This window comes from Ruminococcus sp. (genome assembly GCF_016283395.1).
The window spans coordinates 266849-286508 of sequence record NZ_JAEEMU010000032.1 but is presented as its reverse complement, the minus strand read 5'-3'; the positions used below and the strand labels follow the sequence as shown (position 1 = coordinate 286508).

Genomic DNA, 19660 nt, shown 5'->3' with positions numbered 1-19660 from the left:
CTCTGTGTATTCAACCACAGTATTTGCATGACTCTTCTCATTCGAAACACCTGTGAATAATCTCAATCACAACATCCTGCTGTTCTTCAGTCATCTTAATATCACTTGGTAAGCACAAGCCGCGTCTAAAAATATCAGCACCAACGTCCATGCACTCTTCTTTTATGTAAGCATTACTCTGTCCTCTACCACTACCGCAACTTGTAATAAAAGCGTGACTTCTATAGATAGGCTGCATATGCATCGGTTTCCAGACAGGACGACCTTCTGTATTAAATCTTGAAAGTGCATCAAGAATCTCAGCAGGACTGCTTTTTCCTGTTTCGTACTTCCAAAGTTGATCCTGTTCTCCACGAACCATAGGAGCCATAGCATCTTCATCAATCAACATACAACTCAACCAATAGTTCGGATTTGAGTTACGAGTATCAAAAGAATTCATAGTAACAGGAAGATCTGCAAGTCCATCTCTATATCTTTCATAGATTCTCTTCTTGCCTTCAATATGCTCCTCAAGGTAAGGGATCTGTCCTCTTACCACACCAGCAATGATATTGGACATTCTATAGTTATATCCAAGTTCTTCATGCTGATACCAAGGAGCAGCTTCACGACTCTGTGTTGACCATTTACGAATCTTGTCAGCATCAGCTTTGTCTGAGCACAGGAGCATTCCTCCTGAACTTCCTGTAATAATCTTATTTCCGTTAAAAGATATAACCGAATAATCGCCGAAAGTACCTGTCTGTTTGCCCTTATATGTTGCACCTAAAGACTCAGCTGCATCTTCAACTATTAATGCATTATGCTTATCAGCTATTCTTCTAATAGCATCAATCTTTCCGGGTGTACCATACAAATGCGCAACGACAATAAGCCTTACATCAGGATAAATCTCAAATGCTTTCTCCAAAGCATCAGGTGACATATTCCAAGTATCAGCCTCTGTGTCAATGAACACAGGTTCTCCACCCTCATATGTGATTGGATTTACTGTCGCATCGAATGTCATGTCAGATGCAAAAACCATATGTCCTTCCAAACTTCCGTGTCCAACCTTCGGAATTCCATAAAGCTTCTCACCTGCAAGTCTTATAGCTAAATGAAGAGCAGAAGTTCCGCAAGAAAGTCCAATGGCATGATTCACCCCTATATATTCAGCCATTAGTTTCTCAACTTCATTGATGTTCTCACCAGCTGTTGTGATCCAGTTCTTATCAAATGCGTCCTTAACCCACTTTTGCTCATCGCCGTGCATTGTAGGCGATGCAAGCCAAAGCTTAGTTTCAAATGGTTCAATGCCAGCAAATCTGGAATCGGCATTAAACAATGTTCCTTTAGTTATTCTTATTTTTTCTTTAACCGCGCTCACACTACTCATAATCCTCATACTCCTTTATAAATAATTTTTTAAAGGTTACTTTATTGACCTCACTCCATAATCAATAAAGTACTCCAATGTCCCAAAAATCTTAAACTCTATATCTCTCTAAAACTTTATCAGAAAGCCCGATAATATCAGGCTTTACTTTCTTTTTCAGCAAGTCCCAATTTGGCTTGCGGTCATTAGTATTATGAGCATCACTTCCGAAAGCAAATCTCTTTTCGTCAGCTATTATACGCTTTACAAGCTTTTTCTCACTCCAACTTGAAAACGCTTCGTTATTTATCTGCATTACAGCTTTTGTTGAAAGCAATTCCTCCATTTCATCCTTACTGTAGTATTCAAGGTAACGATGAACGTGTGCCAACATCACCTTTAAGTTGAACTCTGCGCCTATATTATATATTTCCTCAGACATCCATTTAGCATAAGCTCTGTACGGCAGCTCCAGAAGTATCATTCGTGTGCCCTCAACAGCAAGCTTTTCGATATCGGGAAGTTCGGAAATACCATTCTCGACTGCTACCTCTGCACCGAGTATAATATCCTTTATCACAGACTTGTCCCTGATTTTTTCAAAAGCCGCCTGTCTCTTTTTCAGGAACTCAGCCACTGATTTTTCACGGTGTGCATAGAAATGTGAAGTTGCGACTATTCGCTCAACCCCTTGTTCTTTCATCATCTCTATCATCGCAAGTGATGTATCTACATCTTTAGCCCCATCATCAATCCCAGGAAGTATATGACAATGATATTCAGTCATTATTTCTTACCTTTCTTTTTGACATTTTTCTTCTTGGAATTATTGTTTGTCTTTGTGGAAGAAGTCTCCTTCTTAGTAGTCTCTTTCTTGACTGTTTCTTCTTTCACTTCCTCAACTGTATCATCATCACCTATCTCAGGTTTTGAACCATAATATCCATAGCCACCATATCCGTAGCCATAGCCCTTCTTATAGTAGTACTTACCTTTGTACTTACTTGAATAATAGCCGCTCTTCTTCATCTTGATATCGTTCATGATAAATCCAAGCATATTCATCTTTGCAAATTCTATCTTCTTTATAGCATCTTCAGCATCTTCATTTGTAGTCACTCCATATCTGAGAACAACAACGATACCTGAAACATATTTTGCAAGCTCCATAGCGTCCGTAACCACATTGACAGGCGGAGTATCAATGAGTATCATTGAATATTCCTCGCTGAGCTTTTCAAGTATAGCTCCCATATTATCAGAAGCAAGCAACTCTGACGGGTTAGGCGGTACAGGACCTGCTGTCATTACGTCAAGGTTTTCCATAACGTTTTTATGGATACATTCTTCAAGGCTGCACATCTTACTGATAGCAGAAGAAAGTCCCTTTTTGTTTTTCAGACCGAATACCTTATGCTGTACAGCCTTACGCATATCGGCATCTATGAGAAGTATCTTATTGCCGCCCTGCGCAAGAGCAATTGCTATATTTGAAGATGTTGTGGACTTACCTTCACGTGGATTTGCGGAAGATACTGCAAATATCTTCTTGTCCACCGTTGAAAGTGCAAAGCTTATATTAGTACGTATCGACTTGTAGCTTTCAACGACATTGAATGGAACGGATTTATCCGTGAGCTTTACGTGCTCGTCCTCATCACTGTCCTTCTTTTTCTTTTCAACGCCAAAGGCTGCTATCTCACCGATGATAGGCTTCTTGAATTTATCTGCAACTGTATCTGTATCCTTGACTGTATTATCAAAGAAGTCAATAAGGAAGATTATCATACAAGTCAGCGCAAGTGCTGCCATAGCACCAAGTGCTGCGTTCTTCTTCATGTTAGGAGCTACAGGAGCGTTATAAACCTTAGCCCTGTCGATAGTGTTTATAGAACCTACGCCAACTGCTTCCTCAACGTAACTGGGAGCAACTTCTGTAAGGTCGTTACACAAAGCTGCAGCTACTTCTGCATTCTTTGTAGTGGACACTATCTTTACAGCTGATGTATCCTGAACTGAGCTTATCGAATAGCAGTCACGGATAGATGAAGGAGATATCTTTCCGTCTGACATACCGAAGTTCTTGCTTAAAGTGTCTGCATCGAACTGCGTCAGCAGCTTATCGCCTACAGCGTTCATTACAGCATCATCTTTCAACACTTCCATATATGTATTTACAAGCTGCTTGGAGTTGCTTATATTGTTCTGCTGATTGGCATTTTCGGTTATCCCCGTATAACTCTGGACATACATCGAAATATGAGAAGAATATTTCAGCGGCATTACAAATTTCGAGTAGCAGAAAGCTGCCGCACCGCCGATTATAGTCACGATAATAAGCAGCCACAGCTTGCTTAAAAGTAGTGAAATGATGTCCTTGATAGAGTAGCCGTTATCCATTTTTTTAAAGTTCCTTTCCGTCGCTGAATTATATTATTATTTCATTTATACAAATCCGAAGTGATTTTATCATTAGTAAATAGATTGTCTGATTATACAATTAGTAAATTCGTCGGACTATTTATAAATTTTTCATATGATGTGATATGATTAATGATACCACATTTTTGCCAGTTTTACAAGAAGAATTGACGATTTTTGTCAATCATCAACAATTATTATTTTTTTTCGCTCCGATTATGCACATTTGCTATATCTTTTTCGTGTTTATATTTAAAATTTCGTATATTTGCTGTATTTTAATACAAACAGTATAGTAGGTTTTCAAACATATATATTCCATATATGTTAACAGATTACATATTTGATAAATCATATCATCTTTCAAGTAGTAATACCAAACAAATATAATTATGATTTTTCTCCTCGTCTGTTAATATGATTAAATTAATAAAATAACAACTGATTTTCACATTTGCTTTTATATTCCATATCGGGCAGTAACAGCTACGCAAAATAAAAAAACAAGGACTTCCCATTCGGAAAGTCCCTGCTCTGTTACCCTGTCTTTTGTGTATTATCAGCCTGCTCCTCACTGTGCTTATGCCTGCTTATCAGCATACTTCCAAGTACATTTGCGGCTTCTGTATCAGCCTCTGCAATGCAGTGAAGATACTTGTTTGTTGTACTGATATCAGCGTGTCCCAGACGTACTCTGACCTGCTGCAAATTTACTCCGCCATACAGCAGCAGCGTTGCCGACGTATGTCTCAGGGAGTGAAATTTACGGTGCTTGAGCCCGTTCTTTTTAAGGAACTTGCCAAACCACGCTGTCGGAGTCTGAGGGTTCATAATGTTGCCGTTCCACTGTGTGAACAGCCATTCATCGCCTATCCATGCAGTACCAAGTCTCATGCGTTCGCGTTCTTTCTCAGCTTTCAGAAGCTTTATAAGCTCAATGCAGTCTTCGGTGACTGTTATAGTGCGTACTTCGTAATCCTTCGGTGGCTTTAATGCTATAGGCTTGCCCTTGCACTTATAGGCACTTCTTTCGATAGTTACCTTGTTCGTATCGTAATCAATATCACTGAATTTCAGTGCTATCAACTCACCGAGACGGCACCCCGTAATAATAGCGAGATACACAAGACATTGATATTGTAATTCTTCCTGCTCCAGACACTCAAGCATCTCAGCAGCCTCCTGCTTCGAAAATATCTCCACTTTAGGAGTTACCATTTTCGGAAGCGTCAGTTTTTTCGCGTCAGCAGGGTTCATAGGTATTATATCAAGCTTCACCGCTTGAGTAAGCATAGATTGCAGAATAGCAAGCTTCTTTTTTATGGTCGCAGGCGAAGTATCAGGCTTCTCCTTCTGAAGATAGCGCACAAATTGCTGTATGTGCGCACTTATGATTTCAGAGATCTTCATATGCCCCAGCAACGGGATTATTACTTTCTCAATGATGGAACAGTAGTACTCAAAGGTTCTCGGAGAAAGGATATCCCTCTTGATATCGAGGTATATCGGTACGAATTCTACCAGCTTTAGCGAACGCTGAGAACCTGCAAGGCCATTCTTGACCTCGTCCTCAAACTGTAAAGCTACCCTCTCCGCTTCCTTTGCTGCCTGCTTTTCAGTCATACCGCGCGGTACCTTCCATGTCATAGTCTGGAAACGCTGCCTTCCGTCAACGCCGCAGCCGTCAGAAACTCTGATACGGTATGATATGATGATACCGTCCTTGTTCATGTTAGCTTTTATGTTAGCCATTTTATCGCCTCGATATCAGTTGTTCATCATCTGATAATGAACGGGATAGGCTTAACAACCGCAATATCAGTTGTACTCAAAGTGCAGCTATTGAAATAGTCAGCCACACTTTGCTGATTTATCAGTATCTTCTTACCTGCACGTGTTGCCTTTACAAGTCCCTGCAGTGCAAGCTGACGTGCATGGTGCTCGGCAATACCGAAGTTCTTAGCGGTTTCCTTGATTCCCAGCATTACGGGAATATTCTCGATTGTTTTAACATTTTCATTCATTATGATCTTCTCCTTTTCGTTATATATATTCGTTATCTCCTTTACGGGGATAACGAATTTCTTGATTATCATTTTCCGCACATATCTGCTACTTGCAGATATGTGCAGTTCATTTAAATAGCATTATCACCTTTTCAAATTAAATTTCTTCAAAACAGGATTTTTCAGCTCGTTTGTCGCAGGTGTTGCAGCTCGTACTGTCTTGACATCAACGTACACTTTATAGTTTACAGCTTGATTATTTATCGCTTTTTCATCAGGAAGGCTGTCCATATCATACGAAGGACGGTATGTAATACCTAAAAAAGCCGTTTCAAGTTTAACATTCGTTCCATAATACGTACTATAAACATCCCCAATGACAGCACAGTGAAAGTCAGGAAGTGTCCTGATGACATCTTCATCAAGCTTTGTGAACTTGGCTACAGCCTTTACGCACTCTTCGCCAAGAGGTCTAAAGAGTATATGTGTGCCGCAGTATTTATAAACCGTTGCAAGACTTTCATTCATATAGTCCTGCGATGCGAGAATAACGGATATATCAAGCTTTCTTACTCTGCTGAGTATGCTGACAAGAGTACTTTTTTTACCATGGTTAAAAGTCTGAACCTCGTCAAGTATCACAGTCATCTTACCGTTCCTGTTCTTGTCCTTATAAGAATACAAAGTGTCGAGCAATATATCAAAGGTATTCACCATAGGATTAATAGCAGCATTTCCGCTTGAAATGACCAGGACTTTTCCCTTAGCAGAGAGACGGTCGCCCCAACTCAATGCTGTATTCTGCTGCATATTTACTATACTGAAAAGTGCCCTCAGCTTTATAGCCAGCTTCTTTTCATCGTCGTTCTTGTCGAATGCAGCCGGTAATACGGCAAGTTCAGAAATAGTGCTTATTTGATTTTTTTCAAGCAATTCAGTCACTTTATCAACAAGAATGAATTTCTGATTTGGTCCCGTCAGATGCAATCCTGATATCAGAAGGCTCGACAGTTTTTGCACACGCTGAGCTGTATTTTCACAGTCATCAAAGTCCATAATATTTACAGGCCAGCCTTGCGTCGATAAATCCCAGAATTCGAAATGTTTAGCGATTATTTCTTCCGGAATATTATGTGCAAGCAGTTCTTCCTTCAGGAAAGCATTCGTCGGATCAAGAACAATGACAACATCATCACTCTTTACCCTCTGAACGACCTGCTGCATCATCCAGTCTGTCTTGCCTGAACCAGGAGCACCAGTCACAGCGATGAACGGAGTACCGTGTTTGTAATCCGTTATCACCTGACCAGCATACATATCTAACCGCTCGTGCTTAACAAATCGGAAGAAATTATCAATATGCTCATCAAGCTTGTGGAATTTATCCGATGCAACTTTCTCATCAATGACGAGATTTGCTTCCTGAGAAAGCCAATCTCTTGAGAACGTTAAAAATCGCCTTGGTTTCTTACTACTGTCTTCAGTTTGAACCTTCCAGATTCTCTGTTCATCCTTAGAGTTCGGATACGTCAGTAAGTCACCATCGGATATTAAATCCTCCTTTGCCTTATTTATACCTACTGGAACATCTGAATTAGAGTAAATTTCATCACTGAAAAGATCCTCCGTTAAACAGAATGAACCATCACTTGAAATCATAGCCTTATCAGGAGTCCAGAAAGGCGGTCCGACCTCTAAACCTATATCTATTTTTCCAGTACTTATTGCCGTGCTTGCTACAGCACCCATTGTTTTGGCATTATAGCGGCTAAAAGACGTTCTTTCCTTGACCTCATTGCAAAGCCATTGAAGCATAGCTTGTATATCAGCCTCAGTCAGAATGCCGCCTTCCTTCAGCAGAATAGCTGTAGAAAGAAACATTACTGCCGAGTTACTCTGACTTCTCCTCGGAAGCGTCGCTGCCATTTTCTTTGCTGCAGTTATCACTGCTTTTATGCGCTGCTTAACCGCACCAGGATTTTTCTCAGCATTTTTCACGATATGATAGTCGAGTTCTCCCAACAACTTCTGAACCTGTTCAAGATTTTCAATTTGAACACGCTCGGTTAGTGATAGCTGATGTATAGACAATTCTTCAGACAAAACACCAGCGTTATCGATAATCAGTACCGGCACCATACGGTTAACCGAATCATCAACATAAGAGTTTGCAAAAAACTCAGATAACAACTCTTGTATGTTCTCTAATTTGTATTTCGAGCCTATTGCAGAAGAATGCCGAATGATCATTACACAATCAACATACCTCTTGATTTGTTCCTCGATATAAAGAATTCTTTTTGAGGAAAACAATACTTCAATAGAACGATGATTTCTGTTCTGTAGTCCAGCTGTCATATCTTTTGCAGTTGCATCGTCAGAAGTCTCAACAACCCAAAGCCTGTCTTGAACAAGCCCCTCTTCCTGAAATTGTGGCAACAGACGACTCATAGCTGAGATCACTGTACAGACCTTTACGGGAAGAGTATCCGAAAGCAGTCTGTTATAGTCGGCTGCAACTTCATTGAATGTGCGATTTGATTTATAGAGAATAATATCGTTATAAACGTTACGCATTCCCTTTTCTTTATACAGACGTTTGAAGAGAAGATTATCGTACTCAGATGAGCAAAACTTACAATCCCCTCTTGGAGTCAAACACCAGCCATCATGCATAGGAGGCGAATAAAAGTACACCGCCGAACACATAAGAAGTGAACGTCGAAACGCCTCAGCAACATATTTGGGTCGAAGCGACGTATCCTCGAGCTGTAACTCTGAAACTATTTTCCTGTCACTCAAGTCACCATCGAAAAAGACCAATGGGCGCGCTCGGCCTTTTATCATGATCAAATATGCATAGCAAATTCCCGGTCCCGAAGCTGCAACAATAAGGCAGCCAGTGACTTTGACAGCGGAGATAAACGTCGGTCCCTTTGTTTTGCATTGTAGCTGCCAATGCTCATTATATGGATTCAGCTCCAGATGCTTTTCATCGTAGGCTGGATCCTTTTTGACCTTATGATAAATGAAACTTGCCCCGTCAAATACATAGCCATCAAGTTCAATAGCTTCACTGAGAAACGGCGACGACTCTAAGAGTCTGTTTCCTTCCTCAAGCGTAAATTCCGCACGCACTGCTTCGGTGACCTCTAAGCGAAGTGCCTCCATTTTTTCAGCACACTGCTCAGCAGCTTTAATGTCTGAAAGCTCTCCTACTATAGCAGCCAGTTCCTCTTTATGTTTTCCGACCAATCTACTGAAATCGAGATCGTCACGTGAAATGCCCATTGCAACCTCTTCAAATGACTCATACATTTGTAAAACCTCCTGTTGTCTAAAATATTGAGGAATTACTTCCTACTATGGAAATTATATCAGATATGAACGCCTTTTCCAAGAAATCGGAATTTCCTACCACAAATCCCGTAATACAAACAAAAATCCTCATGTATTAAATACACATGAGGATTTTATGGCTATATTCTGTTATAAAAGAGGAAATCTCATTTCCTCGTCATACCTACAATCTTTATAAACAAAATTGTCTTATTTTTGTTGCTTTTCGCTAAATTGCTTAATGTGTGGCAATTCAAATTCATCAAGCATCATATTCCAATATTTGAGAGAAGTATCTGTATACTTGAGCAAAAACTTATACGCTGTCTTTTGCAAGCCTATATCAGGTATACCACCAACTGTTTTTTCTATAAGTAATGTGCTTACTTTAGGACTCGTTTTACACGCTAAACATATAAGCATAACTGTATCAATATTATCCGGCACTTGTTGACCGTTTCGATAATTCTGAATAGTTTTGTCACTACAACCTAAGACCTCAGCTACTTCAGCCTTTGTTAAGCGAGGCTTTGAGGCTTTATCCATAATATATGTAAATATTTCAGGAAACTCTTTAATTCCTTTTGCCTCCATTTTATGGATAAGCTCAACGCCCTTTTTGTCTTCTTTTTCAATTTCATCTTCTATCATATGTTCTATAAGAGATGAAAGTCCGTTTGTTTTCTTATTATAATAATACTCACTTGTTTCTGAGAACTCTTCCTTGCACAAGTATTCTCTATGAAGATATTGCGAATAATAGTTTTCAGCATTTTTATCTTTTAAACAAAACTTTATGCAGCACTCATCAGCATGATTACGGGCAAAGTCAGAGAGAACAAATTCAACGCTATCAGTATCAAAGACAACATCGATATATTTTTCATTGAGCCTGCATACAACATACCCGAGGTAAATGTAGTTTCCTGAGCTTATAAGCGCAGCGAAATCTTTATTCTCTTGCACCAGCTTCTTATAGTCTTTAGGGTATATCACATATGTCTCGTTATCTTTAAGAGTCCCAGGCTGAAAATAGAACGGGGCATGCTGAATCTTCTTTCCGTTTTCTTCGTGTTCCAGAATAGTACCGTCAACAAAGTCATATCCCAACTGCCGCATACGCGCCTTTGCCACAAAGCAGGATACACCGTAGATTTTTGCAAACTTTATTACACAAGCCTGCATTCTATCTCCAGAATTTTCGTAGTATGTAGACGGATCATTGGCAATCTCATTGTTAACGGCATCAACAGTGCTTGAAGGGATAGCAAGCCTCATTGCAAGGGAATTCGCCTGCCATTCCGCAATACGCAGGGCTTTCTCAATATCAGTCATACTGTCAGAGATTATCACAGGCTTCGCTTTACAGTTCATAGTATCAGAGTCTGTGCCTAACAATACCAGGAGCTTAAAAAACTTCTGATGGAACTGCCAATGTACTAACTCATGAGCTATAGTTATTAGAAGCTCACCGTCCTGATCGTCATAGTATTTTTTCTTGTTTAAAAGGATAACCCCAGGCTTAGCGTGACCACTGACCTCTTGAAGCTGCTGAGTTTCTATATCATAATGATAAGTTTTGATGTCAGCCTCAACAAGGTTGATTCTTCCGAGGCAGTCATCAGGAAGGTCGGCAAAGAAAATCGGAGCATTCATGTTGCTGATGATCTTACCTAATGACAGTCCGTACCCGTTCATGCCAGCAAACATACTATAATAAGAAAAGAGTTCATTGCCTATGCGTTCTAAGTCTTCTGCCCTTACGTCAGGAAGAATGAAATGGTTTAGCAATTCATCATCACGAATATCACTCTTGTCACACTCGCCTACTTCTATAACCCGAATATCCTTAAGCTTCAAGTCAAGACTTCCGAAAAGAATGACTCTGTAATACTGCTTTTCAGAAGCAGTATCATTGCAGGCAACTGAAACCACGAGCTCCATTTTCTGATTACTGCGCTCGTCATCTGTGCAGTAAAGAGACTCGATATGAGTATTTCCATTTATGTCCGCATCATTATTTTGATGCTTCGTAATTGCTCCTTCAATGAGCTTAATTTGTTCGTGTTGCAGGTAATCTTTTAAGTTCTGATAGCAAGCCATACACCGATCCCCCTAACTTGATACACTGCCTATCATTTAATTTTTCAGAAGCGATTACGAATTTTCAAAAAATTCTTTTCCCAAAACACTCAAAAAGTGCCACTTTTTACGCCCTTTTGAAATTTATTTTTTTCAGAATTCGTAATCAACATCAAAAACTTCATTTTTCTTAAACCGTGCCCTTATTATCCCCAGAGAGCTTAAACGTATTTCCTACTTAAATTATATCATAGACTCTTATGAAAGTAAAGACTTTGCACATCTGCATATGCTTGATATCAATTTTTTCTTCACCTAAATAATAAAATATATTTACAAATCATGAATAATAGAACACGCCGCATTAAGCGGCGCAGTCTATATAACTATTCAGGGAAATGTGTTTTATTTATACTTTTCAATAGTTGAAGCAGGTATGAGTTGAAGCGTAGCAAGTGTTATCTGTTCAGCATTGTACTTCTTAACTTTATCATCAGTATCAACGTTGTCTGCATCATCATATCTCTGCTCATAGCATTTTCCGTCACTTGAACGTATGTAAATAAAAGTATCTTCAGCATCTATCAAGGTATCATCGCTTGTATGGTTGTCGTATCCGTGGGCGATAAGATTTTCGTTTTCATCAAATCTGAACATATAGCCGTTATCACAGGTTATAATTCTGTAATCATACTCTATGCTCGGATCTTTGTATGCATTTTCAAATGTTCTTGGCTTAGCCAGTTTTTCTATTCCGAAGCAAGCAACTGCGTGTCTGTGAGTGCTGATCCTGAGGTAACCGGGGAAAGAAAGACCGTATTCAGTCAGTTTTGCGTATCCTTCAATATTATCAGGAGTAAGAGGCAGCTGATAAGCGTAGTTCACATAATTAGTGTAGTTCATGTCAGCCTGTATCTCATTTATTCTGTCCGTTAATTTGCTGAATTCAGGGTATTGATCTCTGTATTCGTCTATTCCTGCAAATGCAGGTACATCTATAAGACCTCTTACGGTTTTTCCTTTGTATTCTCTCGGGATATAATCATAAATGTCAATCTTATTTCTCAGGTACATCATCTGCGTTATTACAATAGCTGCACAGCTGCCATTATGGTTATGGAAGTCACGGGCACCGTTATAATTTGTTTTGTTCTCGTTTATGATCTTATTATATGACTGGCTCTTGTCAGCCTTTATATACGGAACACCACGTTCTTCGGCATACTTGTTTGTATCAGCATCGCCGTAAATAGCAAATCCCGGTGCTACGTTTTCTCTGTCAATAAATCCGAGAGCATATTGGTTCAGTTCAACATTGCCTTCAACTACTGCGCCTTTTAAACTGCACTGGAAGAAAGCGTAGTCATCAACTTTAATATTTCCGCTGAGTACTACATATTCTACTCCAGAGGTGTTGAATGCTGCCCTGCCTATGTAAAGGCTTTCACCGTTTTCTCTCAGGAAAAGTACAGGCGTGCGCAGATTGGGAGTCTTATAAAATGCAAACTCACCGACAGTAGTTAAGGTTTTCGGCAGATCCATTACTTTCAGTTCAGTACAATTCTCAAAGGCGTGCTTACTGATAGTTACTGTATTTGTGAGTTTAAGATTTTCCAGTTTTGAACAGCCAGAAAATGCATATGCACCTATCTTCTTTACATCGAGCTCAGCACTACATACATTATATGCTCTGCTGAAGCTGTATTCACCGATAGACTCCGCTTTGATCTTTACATTAGTCAGAGCTCCGCACTTCTGGAAGCACCTATTACCAATAGTTGAAGTTGTGACGACGACATTTCGTAGGCTGCTGCATTCATTAAAAGCCTCTTTACCTATGGAATTGCATTTAGACGGTATGAAAGCCGTAAGTCCCGTATTTTCAAATGCATATGAACCTATATCTCCATATACAGGAGATATTGTACGATTTGATGAATTATAGAAATCAATACCTGTAAGATTATTACAGCCGCTGAATGCCGAATTACCTACAGAAAGCTCTGTATCACCAACCCTTACAAGAGAAAGGTTAGTACAGCCCTCAAATGCACTTTCACCTATATACGAGAGTGCGCTTCCGCTTTGAAAAGCAAGCAGAATATGTAACTCCCTGCCAAATTGAGTATATGTATAATATATATTATTGGTTCCGTAAAACGACACCTCGGTGATATTTGTCTGTCCCTGAAATGCATTATCAGCAACAGCTGTTACATCTTTTCCTTGTATCTGTTTAGGTATTTTTAATTTTGTATTAGCTTTGCTTGTTTCGCAGCCTGTGATGATCACGTGATTGTTATTGATAGTATAGCAGAGCTTGAATCCTGCAACATCATCGGTGAATATCAAGTCGTATCCCGACCATGTTCCCGATTTTTGAACAGTTCCGCTTTCAGCTGCTGATGCGACTAAAGTATCTTCTTTGACACCAGATATTACAGATGATGATGCGATTGGATTACAGATAACTGCTGCTGCACATATGCCTGCTATGCTGTGTTTGATCTTGCTATTCATAATATTCATTCTCCTTAAAAAATATTTTGATACGATAGGTGCGGATCATTTGCCTTTCGTTATCATATGCATATTATAAGGGACAAAGCATTGCAAATCAACAGTATTTTTGTAAGCTGTAATTATCTAATGGTAAGTTGTAATTCTAATGGGGTAAGTTGCAGCATCACTATTGTTTTCACACAAACACAGTACCCATTGATATCAATATACAGAACAGCTCTTCCGGCACAACGGCCGGAAGTAAAGCATATATAGCAAGCTGTCCTGTTAGAAAATAACTATTCAGATCACAATATCAGTATTTATTTATTACCACTGAGGAGAGAATATCCTCTTGAACCCTTCCTTTTTGTTCATGTTTTCATCTTGGTTTTTATCTGTATCCTGCATTGTTTTTCCTACAGAATCGAGAATCTCCAATAAACAGCTACTGCGTGTAGCATTTGCAATTCTCTGAGCAATGATAAAAAAGTTTTCGTCCTTGTCTTCAAATAGATCTCCGTCAAGATAGTTGGTGGTGGACATTATCACATGAGCATGATATAAAGAACTGCCTTGATCTGCTTTATGTACAGAAATTACCATCTGGTGATCACGCAGCAAGTACTCAAATATCTCCTTTGTGTACCTCATAGCAGTAAATGCGTCTTTCACCTTTTCATTCGAGAATGATATAATGAAATGATATATAGAGTTCTTTCCTGTGTTCTCCCATAGATCTGAAACAATCTTCATCTGTTGGTATACTGCAGTAGGATTGAACAACTGAACCCCATAGCATTGCCACATTACTTTTCTATCGTCCAGTGCATATCTAAGGGAAGTATATCTGTATTTTTCTCTCCCCTGTGTATGATGAATTATTTTAAATATTTCCATAGATCATTCACATCCCTCTGTAATTCTTTGATTATTTCAGGTGAATATCTCATCGCGATCGCGCAAGCACGATTAACAATGTTTTGTATCTTGATCACTATAAACGGTGTCAGTGGATGTTTATAGTGCCTAAGTCTATAAACAACTTCCTTGGAAAAGTCTGTACCCTTCTTCTCAGCTTCTCTCTCAATATCATTTATGATATCTTCCGGTATTCTTATGGGCTTTAAAATCGTCTTGATTTTATACATAATAAATTCTCCTTTAATATTTATTAAAAAATGCATACATTAAATATACGCGCACACGTGTATAATATAATTGTTATATTATTTAATATATAATAATTATTTATTATTATATAAATAATAATACAGGTATACATGGGCAAATGTATTACATTTTTTAATTCATAGTACTCATTTTCAAAAAAATAATATTATCGGCAATTGCAAGAGGTACAAAAAAACCTCTCATAAAGAGAGGATAAAAACTATTCAAAAAAATGATAGTTGATTATTTATCCAACTAACCAGCTCCGCCTTATGGATCACTTCGCCTTCACAGAGCGTACCAACAAGGAACGGAGACTTCGGATCATGTTGTCGGATATTGCGTCTTACATTTTCTCTGTTATAGTTGGCATAACAGTACTTACAGAGATGACCGCAGGTATCATAAGCGCCAATATCAGTACCGAGTACGCAGCTGCATTCCGCACGCTGGGATTTCTTTTTAGGTATATCAAGAGAACTGCCAATAGCTGCTTCAAATGTTTCCTGAGTCATACAGCCGTTACAGTCTACGCCATAAGGAGCAAGATCATTTCCCTCAGCGCAGGCTTTGATCGTTATGCCGTAACTCTTTCCTATCTCAACAAACGCTTTACCAATATCGATACGCTCCTGTGCAGTTACCGTTCTTGCATGTTGGAAGTTCCGCTTGACTTTTTCATACAGGTCAATGAAACTGATAACACATACTTCTGTATAACCTGAAAGAGTTCTGCACATTGTCTCGAAGTCAGATATGTGACGTTCGAGAGTATAGGTGCTGTCAATGAATATCGGATCATACCTCCATCCGATACAGTTGATACCTACATCTTCAGACAATGTTATGAAGTCCTGCATGACCTGCTCCTTAGGCGGAACATTCAGTTCAACATCATTACCGTATGGAGTTATCGTCACGAACCAGTACTGATGAAAGCGTTTGAGCTCGTCGATGTGTTTAAGCATCGGAGCAGGATTCTTGGTACAGAATGCTATGCAGTCAACTATCTCGGGATCAAGCTCATATCTGGTTATCCAGTCCTGACGGTATGGGTTACGCACAAGAACGTAGCCTTCACGTATTCTATTCATGAACCATTCAGAGTAAAATGCGGGGATATCCGTCCGCATACCTGTGTTAATTATCATTTTTCTTCCTTTTTCCTATCAGCAGTGGTTTGATATCACTGCTGATATTTATATATACTGCTGAGCCGCCCGTAATAACGGGCGGTATAAACAGATAAGATGAGTTTCTTTTAGTCTTTCTTATATTATAATAAGAAACGGAAAGTAAAGTCAAGAGTTAATTCCAGTTATCTTCCTTTTATACAATAATACCATATTCTTATAATCACTGCAAAACAAGACACAGGATATAAAGAACAGTTTGACCTGATGAAAATTCATCCTAATTATACATACTATGCTATAGAAAAAGCAATATCCCCGATGTAACTCGGGGATATTGCTCATTAGAAAGGAGCGCCTTTGTATGCGCACGATCAAAGATTTGGTTTTAACTTGCTAAACTGTCAAGATCATCGAGAAGCTTATAATATATGTCTTCGATATACTCACGTATATGACCGTGTTCGTCTGACTTATATACTTCAAGAGCCTCTTCTATCAAGTTTGGGGCTTCTCTTTCGACATATTCTTGTACGTCAGGTATTATATCTGTAAAGCTATCATCGCTATCATCACTAATAAAACTATAAAGATCTTCTTTGAATACCATACTCGTGACAGGCGGAAGTATATCCCATACAGTCTTGTCGCCACCGCAAGCGTAAATCAAGCATTCATGCTCGTTAAATCTCTCGGCTGCATAATTACCATCTTTGATAAGGTATGAGATATTTCCCTCATCGTCCTTTTGGATCCAAAGCTCATTACGCTCAGGATCAAGAACATGATCAAAATGAAAATCAAGCATCTTATCTATGACATCATTATCATGTTCTTCAATGGTCTCTTTCCACATGTCGCCTAAGCATTCATACTTATTCATTATTTCTCACCTCTTTCTGCATTATCGCATTTTTATCCGAATTATTTGAATATGAACCACTTTTTTCCCCAGAATCAAGAGATTCATTTTTCTTTCTTATATAGTTTTGATATAGATCATAAAAACTATCTGTATCAGTGCGTTCAGGAATTAAGTCATCGCAGCTTTTCAAGAAGCTAAGTTCCGAAGCTAAAGATTCGATATAAGTATTTTGAATTAAATCCTTAAAACTACCACTAATTTTATTGATGATAGAATTCTTAATATCGCTTTCAGCTGACTTTATGCATCCTTCTGAAAAATATCCAAGATAATTTTGTAATTGAGACTGATACTTCTCTAATTTATTAAAAGATACTTTGAATGTATCAGCAATAAAATCATAATACTTAATGAGTATACTCATATTAGCATTGACCCACGCATTTGATACATCTTTTCTTGTGGCTTCTTTAGAGATAATCGAAGATGCCATAATTTGAGCACTTTTAATCATTGCTTCTGCATCAGTATTATCAATTCGATCACCGTTGATAACAAGTAATACAAATAATAACATGAACATCAATGCGTCTCCATCAGAATTATAAAACTCCTCTGTCAGCACATGGCAAATAGCACAATATTGAGTTTTTGTCAGAACACTTCTGCCACTTTCAATATTATTAACAGTTTGACGAGTTACGCCTATTCTGTCACCGAATTCTGCAGATGTCAAGCCTGCAACTTTTCTTATTAACAAGAGATAGATCTGCATCGCTTTTATCCTATTATCCATTATACGCACCTCTGTTTTCAATTAAATCATAAGTTACGCCAGTTTTTATACTACACGCAAATATTTTTACACCACAATAATAACACTATTCCAATCGTTTGTCAAGCCCCCAATATCAAATAATATAAATTTGGCATATTTCACAATCAATCGCAAATTGAATTGTAAAAGATTACAAAGTATTTTACAAGTGCTGGAATCTTGAAGAAGTTTTTATAAATATATCCTTTTTATCATAACCAATCTTTTCCTATTTTTCGTAATTTACAGATATATATTTTTATACTGATACCATGTTCGTGGTAATCAAATTTTACGAAAGGAGTACCATTAAATGTTTGATAACAACAGATATCTGACCTGTGGCGTTGATAGTACGATTCCGTTGGAATTACAGCTGTTTCTGTGGGAATGTGTTGAGAAGATGCCTGTTCCGAAAGACTATCTACAGGTCTTTGAACTAAGTGCATCAGGTACAATGCAGTCTATCATACATAGTGCAGAAGAACCTGCATACAGTAAGCAGTATCTTATTCCATCAAACGCACCTATAACGGAAAAAGTGTACATCATTGATGACGGTGACCATAGCACAATGCTATTATCAAGCGAATATTAGACGTAATGCCAGCCTTCGGGCTGGCTATTGTCGTTTTTACGGAGGAAAAATTATGGAAGAAAATAAGAACGAAAACACTCTATACTGCTCCCACTGTGGAGCAATTATAAGCGAATGCGAAGATTTCGAAACTATAAACGGGCAAGTAGTATGTACCGATTGCGTGGAGAGATATACAACAACTTGCGATCGCTGTGGCGCTATAATCTGGACAAATGATAGCTACGGCGATGATTATACAACGCTTTGCTGTAACTGCTATGAGAACCACTATACACGCTGCAGCTGCTGCGATGCACTATTACACGAAGATGATGCTTACCATCTTGACGGTTACGATTACTGCAGTGACTGCTACCGTGATGAGGTTGACAAAAACCGGTCTATCCACGATTACGGCTACAAACCCGATCCCATATTTTACGGAGACGATTCAGACCGATATTTCGGTGTGGAACTTGAAATAGATGGTGCGGGTAAAGATTCTGATAACGCTGACGAAATACTTGCTATCGCAAACAATGACGAAGAAAAAATTTATATCAAGGGCGATGGCTCACTTGATGATGGTCTTGAGATAGTTAGTCATCCTATGAGCCTTGAATATCATAAGCAGTTTCAGTGGGAAAACATCATGAAAAAGGCTATATATCTGGGATATCGAAGCCATCAGACAAGCACCTGTGGACTCCATGTCCATGTCAACAGAAGCTGTCTCGGAGATACCCAAGATGAACAAGAACTCGTGATATCGCACATTTTATATTTTGTGGAACATCACTGGAATGAGCTCTTGAAGTTCAGCCGCCGCTCAGAATACAGCATGAACCGTTGGGCAGCGCGATACGGCTACGAGAAGACAGGACGTGAAATTCTCGACAAAGCCAAGAAGGGCAATAATGGCAGATATGCCGCCGTTAATCTTATGAACTACGCAACTATCGAATTCCGTATGTTCCGCGGTACATTGAAGCTGAACACGTTAATTGCAACGTTTGAACTGGTCAATGCAATCATAGAAACGGCTCTTAATTATACAGAGGACGAGCTTCATGAAATGTCATGGTCAGACTTTGTTCAGACACTCAAAGAACCAGAGCTTATTACTTATTTAAAAGAGAGACGGCTCTACATAAACGAAGAAATCGAAATCCAGGAGGAAATGTAAAAATGAAAAAGATAGAAATATTAGAAAAATTACCGAAATTCCCGATAACCGAATTCAGACATTCAGATGCGCAGGTAGTTTTACGACTTGTGACAATTCTGGCTGCGACACATTTAGCCGGAAAGGTGAATCGAGTGTTAAAAAGAATTGAAAAAATGGAACACCCTAATGACTTTATAGACTTGCTGAAATAAAT

The 19660-nt window shown here is 38.8% G+C and carries 16 protein-coding genes; 3 read left to right on the top strand and 13 right to left on the bottom strand.

Annotated features, from left to right (window positions below; genetic code table 11):
• Positions 1 to 37: 37 nt before the first annotated feature.
• The 13 genes from QZZ41_RS01830 to QZZ41_RS01770 form a co-directional block, all read right to left on the bottom strand.
• Positions 38 to 1381: a DegT/DnrJ/EryC1/StrS aminotransferase family protein gene (locus QZZ41_RS01830; RefSeq protein WP_295067282.1), complete on the bottom strand. Its 1344-nt coding sequence runs from the start codon at positions 1379 to 1381 to the stop codon at positions 38 to 40.
• Between the two features lie 91 nt (positions 1382 to 1472).
• Positions 1473 to 2147 (bottom strand): CpsB/CapC family capsule biosynthesis tyrosine phosphatase, encoded by a 675-nt coding sequence (locus tag QZZ41_RS01825; RefSeq protein ID WP_295067279.1) that lies wholly within the window; start codon positions 2145 to 2147, stop codon positions 1473 to 1475.
• Positions 2147 to 3760 carry a polysaccharide biosynthesis tyrosine autokinase gene (locus tag QZZ41_RS01820; RefSeq protein WP_295067277.1) on the bottom strand — a complete coding sequence of 538 codons (1614 nt, stop codon included), beginning with the start codon at positions 3758 to 3760 and terminating at the stop codon, positions 2147 to 2149. The genes QZZ41_RS01825 and QZZ41_RS01820 overlap by 1 nt, the downstream gene beginning before the upstream one ends.
• Positions 3761 to 4318: 558 nt before the next feature.
• Positions 4319 to 5533 (bottom strand): tyrosine-type recombinase/integrase, encoded by a 1215-nt coding sequence (locus tag QZZ41_RS01815; RefSeq protein ID WP_295067274.1) that lies wholly within the window; start codon positions 5531 to 5533, stop codon positions 4319 to 4321.
• Positions 5534 to 5559: 26 nt separating this feature from the next.
• On the bottom strand, positions 5560 to 5877 hold the full coding sequence (locus tag QZZ41_RS01810) for a hypothetical protein (protein WP_295067272.1): 318 nt from the start codon (positions 5875 to 5877) through the stop codon (positions 5560 to 5562).
• A gap of 54 nt (positions 5878 to 5931) precedes the next feature.
• Entirely contained in the window at positions 5932 to 9105 is a 3174-nt protein-coding gene (locus QZZ41_RS01805) for a hypothetical protein (RefSeq protein ID WP_295067268.1), read from the bottom strand.
• 231 nt (positions 9106 to 9336) lie between these two features.
• Positions 9337 to 11229 carry a helix-turn-helix transcriptional regulator gene (locus tag QZZ41_RS01800; RefSeq protein ID WP_295067265.1) on the bottom strand — a complete coding sequence of 631 codons (1893 nt, stop codon included), beginning with the start codon at positions 11227 to 11229 and terminating at the stop codon, positions 9337 to 9339.
• Between the two features lie 384 nt (positions 11230 to 11613).
• Entirely contained in the window at positions 11614 to 13728 is a 2115-nt protein-coding gene (locus QZZ41_RS01795) for a leucine-rich repeat domain-containing protein (RefSeq protein ID WP_295067262.1), read from the bottom strand.
• Positions 13729 to 14040: 312 nt separating this feature from the next.
• Entirely contained in the window at positions 14041 to 14610 is a 570-nt protein-coding gene (locus QZZ41_RS01790; protein WP_295067259.1) for a relaxase/mobilization nuclease domain-containing protein, read from the bottom strand.
• Positions 14592 to 14861 carry a hypothetical protein gene (locus QZZ41_RS01785; RefSeq protein WP_295067256.1) on the bottom strand — a complete coding sequence of 90 codons (270 nt, stop codon included), beginning with the start codon at positions 14859 to 14861 and terminating at the stop codon, positions 14592 to 14594. The genes QZZ41_RS01790 and QZZ41_RS01785 overlap by 19 nt, the downstream gene beginning before the upstream one ends.
• Positions 14862 to 15107: 246 nt before the next feature.
• A complete protein-coding gene (locus QZZ41_RS01780) occupies positions 15108 to 16034 on the bottom strand; it encodes a DUF1848 domain-containing protein (protein ID WP_295067253.1) in 927 nt (308 codons plus the stop codon).
• Positions 16035 to 16404: 370 nt separating this feature from the next.
• Entirely contained in the window at positions 16405 to 16899 is a 495-nt protein-coding gene (locus QZZ41_RS01775; protein WP_295067250.1) for a hypothetical protein, read from the bottom strand.
• A complete protein-coding gene (locus tag QZZ41_RS01770) occupies positions 16892 to 17677 on the bottom strand; it encodes a helix-turn-helix domain-containing protein (RefSeq protein WP_295067247.1) in 786 nt (261 codons plus the stop codon). Before QZZ41_RS01770 ends, QZZ41_RS01775 begins: the two co-directional genes overlap by 8 nt.
• 334 nt (positions 17678 to 18011) lie before the next feature.
• Here QZZ41_RS01770 and QZZ41_RS01765 point away from each other — a divergent pair, with 334 nt between their 5' ends.
• The 3 genes from QZZ41_RS01765 to QZZ41_RS01755 are packed head-to-tail and all read left to right on the top strand — an operon-like array spanning position 18012 to position 19658.
• A complete protein-coding gene (locus tag QZZ41_RS01765; RefSeq protein WP_295067244.1) occupies positions 18012 to 18296 on the top strand; it encodes a DUF960 domain-containing protein in 285 nt (94 codons plus the stop codon).
• 52 nt (positions 18297 to 18348) lie between these two features.
• Complete coding sequence (locus QZZ41_RS01760; protein WP_295067242.1) at positions 18349 to 19464, top strand: amidoligase family protein; 1116 nt, start codon at positions 18349 to 18351, stop codon at positions 19462 to 19464.
• Between the two features lie 2 nt (positions 19465 to 19466).
• Complete coding sequence (locus QZZ41_RS01755) at positions 19467 to 19658, top strand: hypothetical protein (protein ID WP_295067240.1); 192 nt, start codon at positions 19467 to 19469, stop codon at positions 19656 to 19658.
• Positions 19659 to 19660 lie beyond the last annotated feature (2 nt).